The organism is Sphingobium sp. OAS761 (assembly GCF_024168485.1).
Taxonomy (GTDB): Bacteria; Pseudomonadota; Alphaproteobacteria; order Sphingomonadales; family Sphingomonadaceae; genus Sphingobium.
In genome coordinates this window covers 239,980-255,216 of the sequence record NZ_JALJVY010000005.1, presented here as the reverse complement: position 1 = coordinate 255,216, position 15,237 = coordinate 239,980, and the positions used below count along the sequence as shown (strand labels likewise).

Genomic DNA, 15,237 nt, shown 5'->3' with positions numbered 1-15,237 from the left:
TTCGCTTCGGGCTTGTCGAAGGGCAAGGGCCGGTCAGACGACCAGATTGACCAGACGATCCGGCACCACGATGACCTTCTTGGGCGTGGCGCCATCCAGGATGCGCGCGACATTGGGCGCGGCAAGTGCCAGCCTCTCCAGTTCGTCCTTCGCCGTGCCCTTCGGCACGGTGATGGTGTCGCGCAACTTGCCCATCACCTGGCAGGCGATGGTCACCTCGTCATCCACCAGCAGCGCCGGGTCGACCTCCGGCCAGGCCGCGTCGGCGATCAGCCCCTGCCCGCCCATCTCCGCCCAGCCTTCTTCGGCCAGATGCGGCGTCATCGGCGCCACCAGCAGGGCGAGCGCCCGGATCGCGGCGGTGCGGCTGGCCGACGGTTTCGCCTTCTCGATCGCGTTGACCAGCTCGTAAATCTTGGCGACCGCCTTGTTGAAGCCCAGCGCCTCGACATCCTTCGCCACGCCGTCGATGGTCTGGTGCAGCTTGCGGTCCAGGGCCTTGTCATCGCCCTCCGCCCCGGCATCATGTTCGCCAAACAGGCGCCAGACCCGGTTGACGAAGCGCCAGCTGCCTTCGATGCCGGCTTCCGTCCACGGCAGATCGCGCTCGGGCGGGCTGTCCGACAACATGAACCAGCGCACCGCGTCCGCCCCATATTGGGCGATGATGTCGTCGGGATCGACGACATTCTTCTTGGACTTGGACATTTTCTCGACGCGCCCCACCGTCACCGGCGCGCCGCCTTCGGCCATGACCAGCCCGTCGCTCTGGCGAACCACATCCTGCGGCGCAAGCCAGGTGCCTTCGGGCGATTTATAAGTTTCATGCGTCACCATGCCCTGCGTGAACAGGCCGGTGAACGGCTCGGCAAAGCCCAGCTGCCCCATATGCTGGAGCGCGCGGGTCCAGAAACGGGCATAGAGCAGATGCAGGATCGCATGTTCCACGCCGCCGATATATTGACCGACCGGCAACCATTGTTCGACCGTGGCACGATCGAACGGCCTGTCCTTGGGCTGGCTGGCGAAACGGATGAAATACCAGCTCGAATCGGCAAAGGTGTCGAGAGTATCGGTCTCGCGCACCGCCCGACGCCCACAGGACGGGCAGTCGACATGTTTCCAGGTCGGATGGCGATCCAGCGGATTGCCCGGAATGTCGAAACTGACATCCTCCGGCAGCACCACCGGCAGCTGGTCCTTGGGCACGCCCACGGCCCCGCAATCCTCGCAATGGATGACCGGGATCGGCGTGCCCCAGTAACGCTGGCGCGACACGCCCCAGTCGCGCAGGCGGAACACGGTCTTCCCCGCGCCCCAGCCTTCGGCCTCGGCACGTGCGATGACGGCGGCCTTCGCCTCCTCGACCGCCATGCCGTCCAGGAAGCGGCTGTTCACCACGCGGCCCGGGCCGGTATAGGCTTCATTGTGGATCGGCGCCTGCTCGTCGCCCTGGGCAGCGACGACGCGCTCGACCGGCAGCATATATTTGCGCGCGAAATCCAGGTCGCGCTGGTCATGCGCCGGCACGCCCATCACCGCGCCGGTGCCATAGTCCATCAACACGAAATTGGCGATGAACACCGGGAGGTGCCAATCGGGGTCGAACGGATGCGCGACCGTCAGTCCGGTGTCGAAGCCCATCTTCTCGGCCGTTTCCAGCTCGGCCGCGGTCGTGCCGCCTTCCCTGCACTTCTCGATGAAGGCAGCCGCGTCGGGGTTGTTCGCCGCCACCGCCTGCGCCACCGGATGGTCGGCCGCGATCGCCACGAAACTGGCGCCGAAGATGGTGTCTGGCCGGGTCGAATAGACCTCTATCGCACTATCGAAGGGGGCCACGGGCTTAAAGGCGAATTGCAGGCCGACCGACTTGCCGATCCAGTTTTCCTGCATCGTTCGCACCTTGTCGGGCCATTGGTCGAGGTGCTTCAACCCCTCCAGCAAGTCGTCGGCGAACTGGGTGATCTTGAGGAACCACTGGCTTAGCTTGCGCTTCTCGACCAGCGCACCCGAACGCCAGCCGCGCCCGTCTATCACCTGTTCGTTGGCCAGCACGGTCATGTCGACCGGGTCCCAGTTGACCGCGCTTTCCTTGCGATAGACCAGGCCCGCTTCCAGCATGTCCAGGAAAAGTGCCTGTTCCTGGCCATAATAGTCCGGCTCGCAGGTTGCGAGCTCGCGGCTCCAGTCGATCGCGAAGCCCAGTTTCTTCAACTGCGCGCGCATGTTGGCGATATTGTCGCGAGTCCAGGACCCCGGATGGACTTTCTTCTCCATCGCGGCGTTCTCGGCCGGCATGCCGAAGGCGTCCCAGCCCATCGGATGGAGCACTTCATGCCCCGTCATCCGGCGAAACCGCGCCAGCACGTCGCCCATCGAATAATTGCGGACATGGCCGATATGAATGCGCCCCGAGGGATAGGGGAACATCTCCAGCACGTAGGAGCGCGGCCTGGTCGAGGCGTCGTCCGCCCTGAAGCTTTGCCGCTCGTCCCAGATCGCCTGCCAGCGGCTATCGGCCTCCAGCGGGTTGAAGCGCCTTTGCATCGTCAGTCCTTACAAATGCAATCGGGCTGGGCTTCTCTCAAGCCCAGCCCCATATGTTTGAAAACAGGGCGTGGCACGCCCGATAGGGGGGGGAAGGCTCAGCCGGCAATCGCCATGCGGCGCAGGTCGCGTGCCTTGGTGAGGATGATCTCCTCCAGCTTCTGCACCGTCGCGGCCTTGACCGGCGCATCGACCCAGACGCCATTCTGGCTGACCTGCCGGCTGGCCGCTACCCGCAGGGCGTCGGCGCGCAGATCCTGGTCCAGGATCGACACGGTCAGCTTCATCCGCTCGGTCGGCGTATTGGGGTTGGTGTACCAGTCGGTCACCACGACGCCGCCGTTCGAATCGGTCTGCGCCATGGGCATGAAGGACAAGGTGTCCAGCGTCGCGCGCCACAGATAGGCGTTGACGCCGATCGTGGTCACGCGGGACGCCGCCATATCGGCCTTGGGCCGCTCCTTGGACCCGCCGCCGCACGCGGCGAGCGGCAGAAACGCGACCAGCAGGAAGCCGGCGGAAACGGATGCGGGAAGGCGGCGGACCATCAGGGCATGTCCTAGCTGTAAAGACGAAAATCAGCCCGCTTCTATAGTGCCGATGCGCCAATGGGCAAGGGGCACCGCGCCGGCGCCGTCGATCGGTTCGCTTCAAACGCCATTCCAGACGCGTATTGCCTGTGTGTTCGGTGCAACAGCTTGGATAAAAAGGGCGTCGCCCCCTAGCCAGTAGCGGCTTTGCAGGTGTAATGCGTCTTGAAATATAGAACGTCGGGGATGAGATTCGGGTCATGCGCGTTAAGAGGGCACATCTGGCATTGGCGGGTTCGGCGGTTGCCGCGGCCGGCTTTCTGCTGTCGCCCGCGCTTGGCGCCGCCACCGATTTCGTGAGGATGGGGCCGGACATGCCGGTATCGCTCGGCGCGCTTGGCAGCATCTCGTCCTTCACGCCCTCCACCCAGGACTCGCGCCTTGCCGCAGCTTATGCGAAGATTGCGGCCAAGGCGAGCAACCAGGGTTTCCGTTTCACGCCGACCAGCGGTTCGATGAGCGGTCAGCGATCCATCACGATCATGGTCCGCGCCAGCAGCGATCGTGACACGGTGACGCATACGATCGACCCGGTCGACATCAAGCCGGTGGCATTCAGCCTGAACGGCGCGCAGAACTGGCGCAAGTTCGCCCTGCCCGAATCGGCCGGTCGCAAGACGCTGGATCCGGTGCCGGTGGCCTCCATCGATGCGAAGAATTTCTCGCTGGACGACGAAAGGAAGGACCGGTTCAGCACCAAGGTTCTGCTGGAGACGCGTCGCGAACCAACCGCAACCGTGCGCAACCCGTCGGCCGAGAAGGATTATTCGCTCGATCTGGCGAGTTCCTATTCGCTCACCAAGAATCTCAACGTCACGGCCGGCGTGCGCTACAATAACAATGTCGCGGGCCGCCTGACCCCGATGACCGACGACCGGCAGGACAGCCAGGCTGTCTATCTGGGCACGATATTCAAATTCTGACGTTTCCCAGCCGCTCATGATCGCTGGATGACAATGGGCCAGGCTTTGGCTCACCGCTTACCCGCAAAGTGAGGGAGCGGCAGGCAAACTCCGCTCTCCACCACCGGATCATTTCAGAAAACCGGACCTTGAACCGGCCCCGACGGCTTGCCGGCATTGCTCTTGGCCGCGTCCAGCGCCTCGGAAAGACCGGGCGTGCGACTATCGCGCGCCGCATAGTCGCGGGCGGACATGCCAGCGATGGCATCGCGCTTGTCGGAATCGGCGCCCTGCGCCACGAGCAGCCGGACAAGTCCCACGTCGCGCAACTGCACCGCCCGGATCAGCGGCGTCTCACCGCTGTCATTGGGCTTGTCCACCTGCGCCCGATAGGCCAGCAACGTCCGCACGCCTTCCTCGAACCGTCCCTGCACCGCATCCATCAGCGGCGTGTTGCCGGCATTGTCGGTCAGATTGGGATTGCCGCCCTTGGACAGCAGGAACGTCAACCAGGTGTCGTCCCGCCGGGCAACGACGAGATGCAGCGCATTTTCGCCGGTTGTGACGTCCCGGCTGTTGATCACGGTCGATCCCGGTTTCTGGATCAGGTCGGTAACCTTCTGCCCGTCCCGGTCCTTCACCGCCTTCAGGAAATTATAATTGTCGGAAAACTGGGCCTGGGCGGCCACGGGGGTCAGCAGTGCCAGTGCCACCGGCCCCCCTATTGCAGAAAATCTGAACCTGGTCATCGCGCGCCCCGTTGGATTTGCAAATCATTCTCTAGCAGGGCATGGCTGGCCATGTCATGAACAAAGCCTTCATCCTTGCCGTTCTGCCCGCACTTGCCCTGCTTGCCCTGCTTGCCCTGCTTGCCGCCTGCGATATGGGCAGCGGCGACAACGCATCAAGTGCCAGCCTGCAGGGCGATCTGGCCGGCGCCCGCATCGGCGGCGCCTTCACCCTGACCGACCAAGATGGCAAGCCTGCCGCCTGGGACGATTTCAAGGGCCGTTATCGACTGGTCTATTTCGGCTATACCTATTGCCCGGACGTCTGCCCGGTGGACCTGCAGAAGATCATGCAGGGCTTTGCCCGATTCGAAAAGCGCGCGCCGGAGCGGGCGGCGAAGGTCCAGCCGATGCTGATCAGCGTAGATCCCGTCCGCGATACGCCCGCAGTGCTCAAAACCTATGTCGCCGCGTTCCACCCGCGGCTGATCGGCCTGACCGGCAGCCCCGAACAGATCGCCGCGGTCGCGAAGGATTTTGCCGTCGTCTATGGTCGGGAGGATGCCGGCGGCGCCAGCGACTATCTGGTGAGCCATAGCCGCACGCCCTATCTGTTCGATCCGGCCGGCAAGCCGATCGCGCTGGTGCCGGTCGACAATCCCGCTACCGCGGACGAGGACGAAGGCGCGCCCGACAAGGTCGCGGCCTTTCTGGACCAATGGGTGAAGTGACGCCCTTCTGGGAAAAGCCGCTCGACCAGCTCGACCGGGCCGAATGGGAAGCCCTGTGCGATGGCTGCGGCAAATGCTGCCTGCACAAGGCGGAGGATTCCGACACCGGGCGCATCTACCCCACCAACATCGCTTGCCGCCTGCTCGATCGACAGAGCGGGCAATGCAGCAACTATAAAAATCGCCGGCAATTCGTGCCCGATTGCGTGCGGCTGACGCCAGCGAAGGTCCGGCAGATCGGCTGGCTTCCCCGTACCTGCGCCTATCGCCTGCGCGAAGAGGGACTGCCGCTGCCCGACTGGCACTATCTGGTCTGCGGCGACCGGGAGGCAGTGCATCGCGCCGGCGAATCGGTTCGCGGCTGGACCATCGCCGAAGCGGACGCCGGCGACTGGGAGAATCATCTTGTCGACCGGGAATTGTGACGCGGCGATCCTCATCGATGGCGTGGCAATGCCGGTGCTTGTGCGCCGGTCGCCCCGGGCAAAGACCTATCGGCTGAGCTTCGATGGCACGCGCGGCGAATTGCGCCTTTCGCTGCCCGCACGTGCGAACCTGCGCAAGGCGCTGGGCTGGGCGCAGGGACATGAAGGCTGGGTCCGCGCGCAACTGGCGGAACAGCCCGCCATTACCCGGCTGGCACATGGCGCCGTGTTTCCTCTGGAAGGACGCGAGACGCGGATATGCTGGATCACGGGTGCAACCCGCACCATCCGGCTGGAACGGGATCGGCTGGTCCTTGGCGGCGCGATCGAATCGGTAGGCAGACGTGTGGAACGCTGGCTGCGGAACCGGGCGAAGGCCGTTCTGGAAAACGAGACGATGGCATTGGCCCGCGACCATGGCCTGATCGTGACGGCGGTCGGCATCGGCGATCCCCGCACCCGCTGGGGCAGTTGCACGGCATCGGGCACGATCCGTTACAGCTGGCGCCTGATCCTCTGTCCGCCTGAGATACGGCGCGCCACCGTCGCGCATGAACTGGCCCACCTGCTGCACATGGACCATAGCGCGGCCTTTCATGCCGCCCATATGCGCATCCATGGCGCCGATCCGAAACCGGCCCGCGCGTGGCTGCGCGCGCACGGAACCGGTCTGCACCGTTATCGGGCATGACGTGAATCAGGCCGGACAAGCGTGGCATTCATCGCCGCGATGCGCCAGGCCGCAGGCTTTGCACAGGCGATGTTCGCCCGGTCGCAGGCCATGGCCGACCGCCACGCGCTCGTCGAACACATAGCAATCGCCCCGCCACAGGCTGTCGGCTTCCGGCACCTCCTCCAGATAGCGCAATATGCCGCCCTTGAGGTGGTAGACCTCGCCAAAGCCCCGCGCCCTGACCAGCGCGGTCGACTTCTCGCAGCGTATGCCGCCGGTGCAGAACATGGCGATCCGGCGCGTGCGGCCCCGGTCCGGCAATTGCGCAGCGAACGCATCGAACCAGGCGGGAAAATCGCGAAAGGAACCGGTTTTCGGATCGATGGCGCGTTCAAACGTGCCGCACGCGACCTCATAGCCGTTGCGCGTGTCGATCACGATGGTGTCGGGATCGGCGATCAGCGCGTTCCAGTCGGCCGGATCGAGATGGGTCCCCGCGGCATTCGCCGGGTCCAGGTCCCCCGCCCCCAGCGTCACGATCTCCCGCTTCACCTTGATTTTCATACGCGCGAAGGGCGCCTGTTCAGCCGTGGCATATTTGACGTCCAGGTCGGCACAGCCGGGCAATGTCCGGATATGCGCGACCAGCGTCGCGATTGCGTCGGCCGATCCGGCAACGGTGCCGTTGATCCCCTCGGTCGCCAGGATCAGCGTGCCGCACAGGCCGAGGTCAGCGGTCAATGCCCGTAGTCGGCCGGCCAGCGCTTGCGGGTCGGGAAAGGAGGCAAACCGGTAAAGGGCAGCGATGGTGAAGGCGGACATGGCCTGCCTATAGGGATTTGCCCGGGCTCTTGAAAGCGGGCGTGCGAACGCGCATAGGCGACCCATGGTTCCCCTTTCGTTCGCGGGTCAAGAATTTCTCGCCTGCCCTGATGCAGCGCTCTACTGGCCGGCCCGGCGGGCCCTGCTGGTCGCCGATCTGCATTTCGAAAAGGCAAGCTGGTACGCCCGTTTCGGTCAGTTTCTGCCACCCCATGACAGCGCGGCGACCATCGACCTGATCGAGGCGCTGGCGGCGCGAACCGGCGCACGCGCAGTCTATTCGCTCGGCGACAGCTTTCATGACGCCAATGGCGTGGCCCGGCTCGACCCCGACGTTCGCAGACGTCTGGGCGTCCTGACGCGCCGTCTGGACTGGACGTGGGTAACGGGCAATCATGATGCCGGCATCGGGGACATGCCGGGGGGCCAGAGGGTGGCGGAAGCCGAGATAGAGGGAATCTGGTTGCGGCACGAAGCGGCCCGGGATGATCCCCGGCCGGAAATATCGGGCCATTTCCATCCCAAATTCCGGCTGGCGCTACGCGGACGGCATGTGTCGCGCCGGTGCTTCGTGGGGTCGGCGACCAAGCTGATCCTGCCCGCGCTCGGGACGCTGGCGGGGGGGCTGGATGCGGGTCATGAGGCGATTCGTCGGACGGTCGGGCCGGGTGCGACCGCGCTGGTACCGTTGGCCGACCGGATCCTGCGCTTTCCGCTGGCTTAGGGCGACGTTACGGAAACTCGAAATTAATGCGTTGCCTTTAAGCAACAGACATATGCCAGCAATACAGCGCACATGCAGCAAGACCCGCGGAATCACTGCATCTATTGCCTTGTCGGCTCTGTGGCAGCATAATCACCCGCAGTCCCGACGTGGCAAAAAGCCGTGCGGGCCAGGAGAGGACAGAAGCATCATGACCTACCGGAGTCTCTGGTTGTCCGGTGCCGGCGCCATCGCGCTGGCCACGGCCGCCCCCGCCCTGGCGCAGGGGAGCGCCGCTCCCCCTTCCAGCGCCGAGGAACCTGGCGCCGACATCATCGTCACCGCGACCCGGCGCGCGAGTCCCCTGTCCGACGTTCCGATCGCCGTTTCGGCCGTCGGCGCACAGGCCATGCAGAATAGCGGCGCGAGCGACATACGCACCCTGAATCAGCTTGCGCCGTCCCTGCTCGTTTCCTCCACCGGGTCCGAAGCCAATGCGTCGGCGCGGATCCGCGGCATCGGTACGGTCGGCGACAATCCAGGCCTGGAAAGTTCCGTCGCGGTGTTCATTGACGGCGTCTATCGATCCCGGACGGGCGCGGGCCTGAACGAACTGGGCGAAATCGAACGTGTCGAGGTGCTGCGCGGCCCGCAAGGTACGCTGTTCGGCCGCAACGCGTCGGCCGGCCTGATCAACATCGTCAGCAAGGCACCGGAAAACAGCTTTCATGCCAAAGGCGAGATCACCTACGGCAATTATGATTACTGGCGTCTGTCCGGCCGCGTCACCGGTCCGGTGGCGAACGGCGTTGCCTTGTCGCTGGATGGCGTATGGAGCAAGCGCGACGGGTTTTTCACCCTGCGCGACACGGCGGGAAACAAGGTCGGCGACACCAATGACCGCAACCGCTATTTCCTGCGCGGTCAGGCACTGATCGAACCCAATGACGCGCTCTCCATACGTCTGATCGGCGATTATACCAATCGCGACGAGAGTTGCTGCGGCGCGGCCTATATCGAAACGCGCGAGCGGCGGCCGGCGACGGGCGGCAGCTATACCGACGCGCCCTTCAACCGCATCGCGGCCATACTCGCCGGACAGGGCAGCGTGATCGCCGCCGATCCCTATGACCGGAACCTCGTCATCACGCCGGGCCGCGACTATGTCAGCAAGCTCAAGGATTGGGGCGTTTCCGGCGAGATCAACTATGATCTGGGCGGGGCCAAGCTGACCAGCATCACCGCCTGGCGCGACTACAAGTCGCGCGACTATGGCGACTATGACTATAATCGCGCCGACCTGCTCTACCGCGATCCCAACACCTATCGCCAGTTCCGGACCTTCACGCAGGAATTGCGGATGCAGGGAACCGCCTTCGCCGACCGGCTCGACTGGTTGGTCGGCGGCTATTACGCCCATGAAAAGCTGACGCTTCAGGACAATATCCGCTTCGGCGCGGACTATGGCCGGTTTGCCGCCTGTCGGCTGATGGCTGGTGCGGGCACCAGCAGCAACTTCACCGCGCAACAACTGGCCGCCTGTGGCAGCGGGCTGGCCACGCAACCGCTGATCACCGGGACGCAGGCGAACCTGAATGCGGGCCTGACCGCGGCCTTCCTCAATGCCGGCCTGCCGCCGGCGGTCGCGGCGGCACAGGCCGGTGCGATCTCCACCGGCCTTGGCAACGGGCTGCGCGCGCTTGCCGCGATCCCCGCAGGAACCGGCGACGTCGCATCGCGCTATTATCAGAAGAGCGAGAACTGGGCGCTGTTCACCCATAATATCGTCCATCTGACGAAGCGTCTCGACCTGACCCTGGGCCTGCGTTACACGCATGAAAGCAAAAGATTTTCCGCAGACCTGAACAACAATAACGCGACCTGCGCGGCGCTTCAGGCCTCGTCGCTGCCGACTCTGGCGACCAACCCGGCGCTGGGCAGCGCCGCTGCGCTCGCGGGGGGCATCCTCACTCTGGGTTGCCTGGGCAATGGATCGACCAGTCTCAACGCGCTCGACCTCAACGACCGGATAAGCGACGGCGAATTTTCCGGGACTGCCGTCCTGTCTTGGAAGCCGATCGACGAGCTGCTGCTGTATGGCAGCTATTCTAAGGGCTACAAGGCGGGCGGCTATAATCTCGACCGCTTCCAGCTCGGATCGACCGGCCTCAATCCCGTTCCCGCCGTCTTTTCGCCCCGCACCAATGCCGACGCCGCCAGCCTGCGCTTCGCCGCCGAAAAGGTCGACGCCTTCGAAATCGGGCTGAAATACAGCCAGCCCAAATGGAGCGCGAATGTCGCTGCCTTCCGGCAGGAATTCAAGAATTTCCAGCTCAACACCTTCAACGGCACCAGTTTCGTGGTGCAGAATATCAATGGCTGCGATTCCGCGCTCAGCGCCGGTACCTGCGACAGCGGTGACGTCGGACCCGGTCTGATCAGCCAGGGCGTCGAACTCGAGCTTGTGGCGACGCCCGCGCGCAACATCCGCGTCACCGGCGGCCTGACCTATGCCCGGGCCAAGTTCGCCAACCGGCTGGTCGGCAGCAGCGACGGGCGCGTGCCGCTCGATCCCGCCCTGTTCCTGCTGCCCGGTTCGATCAACAGCAACGCGCCGCAGGTCGTGACCACCGCCAGCTTCGCCTGGACGCCGGAGATCGGCTCCAGCGGCCTGTCGGCGCTATTCTACGTGGATGGGCGCATGACCGGAGATTATAATACGGGCTCGGACCTTTTCCCGGAAAAAGCGCAGGATGGCTACGCCGTCGTCAACGCACGCATCGGCCTGCGCGGGCCGGACCAGCGCTGGGCCATCGAACTGTGGGGCCAGAATATTTTCAACCAGGATTACACCCAGGTCGCCTTCTCCAGCCCGCTCCAGTCCAGCAGTCCGTGCACGTCGACCACCGGCCAGTTCGGGACGCTATGCGGCCGGCCGGCCGCTCCCGTGACCATGGCGAACCAGCTCATCTCCGCCTATCTGGCGGAACCGCGCACCTGGGGCATTACCCTGAGAGGGAGTTTCTGATCATCCCCTGGCCGCTCCGGGGAACGGGGCGGCCGGCCGGGGCTCGATCACCGAACAGGGCGGAACCGACGCGGACATCGGTCGCGCCCAGCATGATCGCGGTTTCATAATCGGCCGACATGCCCATGGACAGGCGTTGCAATCCCTCTTCCTGCGCCATTTTCGCCAACAGCGCGAAATAGGGCGCCGGCTCGACGTCGGCCGGGGGCACGCACATCAGGCCGAGCAGCGGAATGTCGGCCCCGCGCGCGGCTGCGATCAGCGCGGGCGTGTCCGAAATGGCGGCCCCGCCCTTCTGCTCCTCCGCTCCGATATTGACCTGAATGAAGCAGGGAATGCGTTTCCCCGCGACATCCATGGCCTTGACGAGCGCCGTCAGCAGCGACAGCCGGTCGAGGCCTTGGATCACGTCGAACAGGGCCACTGCGTCGGCTGCCTTGTTGGATTGCAGCTGGCCGACCAGATGCAGCGCGACATCGGGGAATTCCTCACGCAGCGCGGGCCATTTCGCCTGGCTTTCCTGCACACGATTTTCGCCGAAAACGCGCTGCCCGGCATCGATCAACGGACGAATGGCATCGGTATCATGCGTCTTGGAAATGGCGATCAGGTTGATGTCCGTGCCCGCCCGGTCCGTCAGGCGGGCGGCGCGATCGATAGCGTCGCGCACGGCGTCGAGGCGCTGCGCGACAGGAGAGCTGCTTGCGGTGCTGGCGGTCGTCATGCGCGTTGCTATAGGACAGGCGCATGACGCCCCGCCACCGCAAAAAGCTGCCCGGCCTCTGGCTGATGACGGACGAGCGCGTGGCGCCCGACCTGCTGGTCAAGGCAGCGCGAAGGCTGCCCAAAGGGCGGGCCGGCATCGTCTTTCGCCATTATCGGACGGCTGCGCCCGCCCGCCGGCACCTTTTCGACACGTTGCGCGCCATCGCGCGACGGCGGCGGCTGGTGCTGATGCTGGCGGGAACCGCGCGCCAGGCCATGGCCTGGCGCGCCGATGGCTGGCACGGACATGGTGCCGGACACGCCTGCCGGCTGCTGCTGCGCAGCGCACCTGTCCACAATGCTCCACAGCTTCATCGCGCCGTTGCGGCAGGGGCCGACTTCGTCTTCCTGTCGCCGCTCTTCCCGACGCTGTCCCACCCCGACGGACCCACGCTAGGACGGGTCCGCTTCGCCGCATTGGCGCATCAGGCCGGCGTTCCGGTCATGGCGCTGGGCGGCGTGGGCGGCAATCACCGGCCCATGCTTCGACGCCTGGGCGCTGCCGGATGGGCCGCGATCGACGGTCTTACCGGACAATCCTGACCCTTGAATCGACTTTGGTGCCCGACCTACCGGCCCAGTTCCGCCGCATGCTCCGGATCACTGAGCGCCGTCAGCCGTCGCGCGGCGCGACGGGCGAAGCGGAGCGTCTCCGCCTTGCGCCGGGCCGCGGCCAGCGGTTCGACCGGCGCTGGCCGGACCAGTTCCGCGTCATATTGGTCCGCAACAATCAGGCCCGTGCGCGCCGGCCATAGCGCCTCGCTGTCAAAAAGCCCAAGGTCGAACCCGGACGGCACCGCCCAGTAGAAGCGATCGCAATAGTCGAAATAATCGGGCCATTTCATGTCGCCCAAAAGGTCGGCGCGGCTGCACTTTATCTCCACGATCGTCAGCCGCCCGGCGCCATCGATAGCCATGATGTCAGCGCGCCTGCCGTTGGGCAGCGGAACTTCCAATATCCCGCTCATGTCATGCCGGAAGAAGAGTCGCAAAGTACCGCGTGCGACGGCCAGCGCCGTGCCATCCGTCAAAGGCGCACAGGATTCGACGGCAACTTCGTTCATGGACCCGATCCTAGAACATTAAGCGAACAAAAGAAAAGGCCGATTCGACACGATGTCGAATCGGCCTCCGCAATGGGCTCTTTCGCCTCAGCGATAGAAGATATGATTGTCGATCGCGGCCAGCTGCTTCTTGCCCCAGCCCGGCGACACGCGGCGCGCATGGAAGAACAGCGCTCCTTCGGCCCGGCTGTCCCAGCTGTCGTCCATCGCGATCTGGGCAATGGCGACGGCTTCGCGCCAGCTGCGGCCGTTCATGCGAATCGGCGGCATGCTGTTGCCGCGCACGAAGCTGAACTGGCTGCGCTGATACACGACGCCGCACAGGCTGTCGGGGAACCTTCCCGAGCGCGCACGGTTGATAACGACACGGGCAACGGCCAGCTGGCCTTCCAGGCTTTCGCCCTTGGATTCGAAATAGACCGCCCCGGCCAGGCACTGCATGTCGCCGCTCAGGTCTTCCGGCGCGCCATGTGCATCGACGAGCGCGGCAAGACTGCTCGCACTGGGGTCGGTGGAAAAGGATGAATCGGCGGTATGCGCCGAAGCCAGCGGCTGCGTAATTTCACGCGGCGGGGCGAAAATAACGGCGGATTGAGATCCGGCCGAAGGCGCTGCGGGCAGCGCGCCTGGTAGTGATGTCACCGACGCGATCGACTCTGCGGCGATCGACATGTCGGAAGCCGTGGCCGCAGCAGCTGCGGACAGGGCGAACGCCGCAAAGATAGCGGCCTTCAGACGAAAACTCATTACGACTCATTCAAGTGCGGTTCTTGGCCCTGATCGTCGCTCTTCAACACTTATTTCCGACGACCGGCCGCCCCCCGTCTGCGTGTTCACCGACTCCGCCCCCCAATGAGCGAATGCGGCAACCTGCGCGTTGGCGTGCGCGGGCCTGTGCACATGCCCGGACATTCTGTCAACGATCAGCAGATCGTTTCTGCGGCGAATCGTTCTGCCTGCGGGACATCGAGTTCGACGATCCACAAGTCGGGGTCTGACCGACGGCGGCGGGCGACATAATCCGCCAAAGCCTCGCGCCCCTCATCCGGCCGTGGTCCGCACGGCAGCAGCCGATAACCGCCCGTGAAATCGGGCACGCGCTCAAAAAGCCCGCATTCCTGTCCTTTTTCAAGGGTTTGGACCAGGATCATGCCGCTGATTTCATCGCCCTTGACCAGGACGGTGGCAAAGCCGCCTTCCGCCGTGACGCGCCGTCGCAACGCGCCGACCAGCATGGCGCTGGTCAGTCGCGCGTCAGGTGCCATAGCCGGGCAGCGAGGACAGCGGGAATTGCGACCGCATGAAGGTGCCCGTGCCGCGGCCGACTTCCTCTCCGTCCGCGTCGATAAGGGTGGCTTCGGCGACATAGACGCGGCGCCTGCCGCTGATCCAGCGTCCTTCCGCCCGGATCCGGCCCGGACTGACGGGCCGGGTAAAAAGCAGGTTGAAGGCGGTGGTCAACAGAAAGCGATCGCTCACCAGGCTGTTGGCGGCATAAAAGGCCGCATCGTCCAGCATCTTGAAATAGACGGTTCCGTGCACAGCGCCGGCGGCATGGAACTGAGTCTCGTCGACATCGAATTCGATGACCGATCGTCCCGCCTCGGGAATCTGCAACTCCGACCGGAACAACCGGTTGATCGGCGCGGAGCGGTAAAGCGACTCAAGCGCTCGAAAATGCGCAGTCTCGCCGCTCGATGGCGCTTCAGGCTGCGTCACGCGCCTCGCCGCCGGCCAGCAGCGCATGAAGGGCGCCCGTGGACTTGGCTCCGCGCAGGCGCGTCACCTGGCCCTCGTCCCGCAGGAACCGGGATACACGCGCCAGGGTCTTGAGATGTTCGGCACCGCTGTCCACCGGAGAGAGAAGCGCAAAAACGATGTCGACCGGCGCATCATCGACGGCATCGAACGGCGCCGGCGGATCAAGCAGCACGACGATGCCGCACATTTTTTCCAGGCCGGGAATCTTGGCATGGGGAATGGCAACACCTCCCCCGAAACCGGTAGATCCCAGACGCTCGCGCTCCAGCAGGGATTCCGCCACCGTATCGGCCTCCAGCCCGTAGGCCGGAGTCGCGAGCGCCGCGATCTTCTGGAAAAGTTGCTTCTTGCCGTTCGCGGTCATGCCCGTTGCGAGCGCGTCCGGCGAAACAAGATCGTTGAAATGCACCATGACAATTCCGAACCAGCCGAGCCGCGCTCAGCCAGTTGAAAAATGCGCGAATGCTCGGAGACTGTAAAGCCCGGCCCCATAGGCCG

At 64.7% G+C, this 15,237-nt stretch carries 17 protein-coding genes; 7 read left to right on the top strand and 10 right to left on the bottom strand.

Going from position 1 to position 15,237, the window contains the following annotated elements; translation table 11 throughout:
• Window positions 1-33: 33 nt before the first annotated feature.
• Entirely contained in the window at window positions 34-2,547 is a 2,514-nt protein-coding gene (gene leuS, locus J3E64_RS08980) for a leucine--tRNA ligase (RefSeq protein ID WP_253342229.1), read from the bottom strand.
• 98 nt (window positions 2,548-2,645) lie between these two features.
• The gene (locus J3E64_RS08975; RefSeq protein WP_253342227.1) at window positions 2,646-3,095 is read right to left on the bottom strand and encodes a DUF3576 domain-containing protein; all 450 of its coding nucleotides are present in this window, start codon (window positions 3,093-3,095) and stop codon (window positions 2,646-2,648) included.
• Between the two features lie 242 nt (window positions 3,096-3,337).
• Between J3E64_RS08975 and J3E64_RS08970 the strand changes: the two genes are divergently transcribed.
• Complete coding sequence (locus J3E64_RS08970) at window positions 3,338-4,060, top strand: hypothetical protein (RefSeq protein ID WP_253342225.1); 723 nt, start codon at window positions 3,338-3,340, stop codon at window positions 4,058-4,060.
• Between the two features lie 113 nt (window positions 4,061-4,173).
• On the opposite strand, the gene J3E64_RS08965 is transcribed toward J3E64_RS08970, so the two are convergent.
• The gene (locus J3E64_RS08965; protein WP_253342223.1) at window positions 4,174-4,788 is read right to left on the bottom strand and encodes an ankyrin repeat domain-containing protein; all 615 of its coding nucleotides are present in this window, start codon (window positions 4,786-4,788) and stop codon (window positions 4,174-4,176) included.
• 41 nt (window positions 4,789-4,829) lie between these two features.
• Here J3E64_RS08965 and J3E64_RS08960 point away from each other — a divergent pair, with 41 nt between their 5' ends.
• From J3E64_RS08960 to J3E64_RS08950, 3 genes are read left to right on the top strand one after another with little or no spacing between them, the layout of a single operon-like run.
• Window positions 4,830-5,498, top strand: coding sequence for an SCO family protein (locus J3E64_RS08960; RefSeq protein WP_253342221.1), 669 nt, complete (start codon window positions 4,830-4,832; stop codon window positions 5,496-5,498).
• The gene (locus J3E64_RS08955) at window positions 5,486-5,923 is read left to right on the top strand and encodes a YcgN family cysteine cluster protein (protein ID WP_253342219.1); all 438 of its coding nucleotides are present in this window, start codon (window positions 5,486-5,488) and stop codon (window positions 5,921-5,923) included. The genes J3E64_RS08960 and J3E64_RS08955 overlap by 13 nt, the downstream gene beginning before the upstream one ends.
• A complete protein-coding gene (locus J3E64_RS08950; RefSeq protein ID WP_253342217.1) occupies window positions 5,904-6,614 on the top strand; it encodes a M48 family metallopeptidase in 711 nt (236 codons plus the stop codon). Before J3E64_RS08955 ends, J3E64_RS08950 begins: the two co-directional genes overlap by 20 nt.
• 6 nt (window positions 6,615-6,620) lie before the next feature.
• Here the strand turns inward: J3E64_RS08950 and J3E64_RS08945 are convergent, their stop codons facing one another.
• Entirely contained in the window at window positions 6,621-7,418 is a 798-nt protein-coding gene (locus J3E64_RS08945) for a rhodanese-related sulfurtransferase (RefSeq protein ID WP_253342215.1), read from the bottom strand.
• Between the two features lie 64 nt (window positions 7,419-7,482).
• Here J3E64_RS08945 and pdeM point away from each other — a divergent pair, with 64 nt between their 5' ends.
• Both pdeM and J3E64_RS08935 read left to right on the top strand, forming a co-directional pair.
• Window positions 7,483-8,142, top strand: a complete 660-nt coding sequence (pdeM, locus tag J3E64_RS08940) for a ligase-associated DNA damage response endonuclease PdeM (RefSeq protein ID WP_253342213.1) — start codon at window positions 7,483-7,485, stop codon at window positions 8,140-8,142.
• A 190-nt stretch (window positions 8,143-8,332) separates the two neighbouring features.
• Window positions 8,333-11,149 (top strand): TonB-dependent receptor, encoded by a 2,817-nt coding sequence (locus J3E64_RS08935; protein WP_253342211.1) that lies wholly within the window; start codon window positions 8,333-8,335, stop codon window positions 11,147-11,149.
• On the opposite strand, the gene J3E64_RS08930 is transcribed toward J3E64_RS08935, so the two are convergent.
• The gene (locus J3E64_RS08930) at window positions 11,127-11,873 is read right to left on the bottom strand and encodes a YggS family pyridoxal phosphate-dependent enzyme (RefSeq protein WP_253342209.1); all 747 of its coding nucleotides are present in this window, start codon (window positions 11,871-11,873) and stop codon (window positions 11,127-11,129) included. The two genes, J3E64_RS08935 and J3E64_RS08930, sit on opposite strands and share 23 nt — an antisense overlap.
• Before the next feature lie 23 nt (window positions 11,874-11,896).
• On the opposite strand from J3E64_RS08930, the gene J3E64_RS08925 reads away from it, so the two are divergent.
• Entirely contained in the window at window positions 11,897-12,457 is a 561-nt protein-coding gene (locus J3E64_RS08925; RefSeq protein ID WP_253342207.1) for a thiamine phosphate synthase, read from the top strand.
• A gap of 26 nt (window positions 12,458-12,483) precedes the next feature.
• Here the strand turns inward: J3E64_RS08925 and J3E64_RS08920 are convergent, their stop codons facing one another.
• The 5 genes from J3E64_RS08920 to J3E64_RS08900 all read right to left on the bottom strand — a co-directional run bounded on the left by J3E64_RS08920 (window position 12,484) and on the right by J3E64_RS08900 (window position 15,151).
• Window positions 12,484-12,978, bottom strand: coding sequence for an MmcB family DNA repair protein (locus J3E64_RS08920; protein WP_253342205.1), 495 nt, complete (start codon window positions 12,976-12,978; stop codon window positions 12,484-12,486).
• An 87-nt stretch (window positions 12,979-13,065) separates the two neighbouring features.
• On the bottom strand, window positions 13,066-13,725 hold the full coding sequence (locus J3E64_RS08915; RefSeq protein ID WP_253342203.1) for a cell wall hydrolase: 660 nt from the start codon (window positions 13,723-13,725) through the stop codon (window positions 13,066-13,068).
• 176 nt (window positions 13,726-13,901) lie between these two features.
• On the bottom strand, window positions 13,902-14,243 hold the full coding sequence (locus J3E64_RS08910; RefSeq protein ID WP_253342200.1) for a DUF1491 family protein: 342 nt from the start codon (window positions 14,241-14,243) through the stop codon (window positions 13,902-13,904).
• A complete protein-coding gene (locus tag J3E64_RS08905) occupies window positions 14,233-14,724 on the bottom strand; it encodes a PaaI family thioesterase (protein WP_253342199.1) in 492 nt (163 codons plus the stop codon). Before J3E64_RS08905 ends, J3E64_RS08910 begins: the two co-directional genes overlap by 11 nt.
• The gene (locus tag J3E64_RS08900; RefSeq protein WP_253342197.1) at window positions 14,684-15,151 is read right to left on the bottom strand and encodes a PTS sugar transporter subunit IIA; all 468 of its coding nucleotides are present in this window, start codon (window positions 15,149-15,151) and stop codon (window positions 14,684-14,686) included. Before J3E64_RS08900 ends, J3E64_RS08905 begins: the two co-directional genes overlap by 41 nt.
• Window positions 15,152-15,237 lie beyond the last annotated feature (86 nt).

Bases quoted from the DNA above. Each gene is read 5' to 3' on its own strand.
- leuS (WP_253342229.1), bottom strand. From the start codon at position 2,547: ATGCAAAGGCGCTTCAACCCGCTGGAGGCCGATAGCCGCTGGCAGGCG.
- J3E64_RS08975 (WP_253342227.1), bottom strand. From the start codon at position 3,095: ATGGTCCGCCGCCTTCCCGCATCCGTTTCCGCCGGCTTCCTGCTGGTC.
- J3E64_RS08970 (WP_253342225.1), top strand. From the start codon at position 3,338: ATGCGCGTTAAGAGGGCACATCTGGCATTGGCGGGTTCGGCGGTTGCC.
- J3E64_RS08965 (WP_253342223.1), bottom strand. From the start codon at position 4,788: ATGACCAGGTTCAGATTTTCTGCAATAGGGGGGCCGGTGGCACTGGCA.
- J3E64_RS08960 (WP_253342221.1), top strand. From the start codon at position 4,830: ATGGCTGGCCATGTCATGAACAAAGCCTTCATCCTTGCCGTTCTGCCC.
- J3E64_RS08955 (WP_253342219.1), top strand. From the start codon at position 5,486: ATGGGTGAAGTGACGCCCTTCTGGGAAAAGCCGCTCGACCAGCTCGAC.
- J3E64_RS08945 (WP_253342215.1), bottom strand. From the start codon at position 7,418: ATGTCCGCCTTCACCATCGCTGCCCTTTACCGGTTTGCCTCCTTTCCC.
- pdeM (WP_253342213.1), top strand. From the start codon at position 7,483: ATGGTTCCCCTTTCGTTCGCGGGTCAAGAATTTCTCGCCTGCCCTGAT.
- J3E64_RS08935 (WP_253342211.1), top strand. From the start codon at position 8,333: ATGACCTACCGGAGTCTCTGGTTGTCCGGTGCCGGCGCCATCGCGCTG.
- J3E64_RS08930 (WP_253342209.1), bottom strand. From the start codon at position 11,873: ATGACGACCGCCAGCACCGCAAGCAGCTCTCCTGTCGCGCAGCGCCTC.
- J3E64_RS08925 (WP_253342207.1), top strand. From the start codon at position 11,897: ATGACGCCCCGCCACCGCAAAAAGCTGCCCGGCCTCTGGCTGATGACG.
- J3E64_RS08920 (WP_253342205.1), bottom strand. From the start codon at position 12,978: ATGAACGAAGTTGCCGTCGAATCCTGTGCGCCTTTGACGGATGGCACG.
- J3E64_RS08915 (WP_253342203.1), bottom strand. From the start codon at position 13,725: ATGAGTTTTCGTCTGAAGGCCGCTATCTTTGCGGCGTTCGCCCTGTCC.
- J3E64_RS08910 (WP_253342200.1), bottom strand. From the start codon at position 14,243: ATGGCACCTGACGCGCGACTGACCAGCGCCATGCTGGTCGGCGCGTTG.
- J3E64_RS08905 (WP_253342199.1), bottom strand. From the start codon at position 14,724: ATGCGCTGCTGGCCGGCGGCGAGGCGCGTGACGCAGCCTGAAGCGCCA.
- J3E64_RS08900 (WP_253342197.1), bottom strand. From the start codon at position 15,151: ATGGTGCATTTCAACGATCTTGTTTCGCCGGACGCGCTCGCAACGGGC.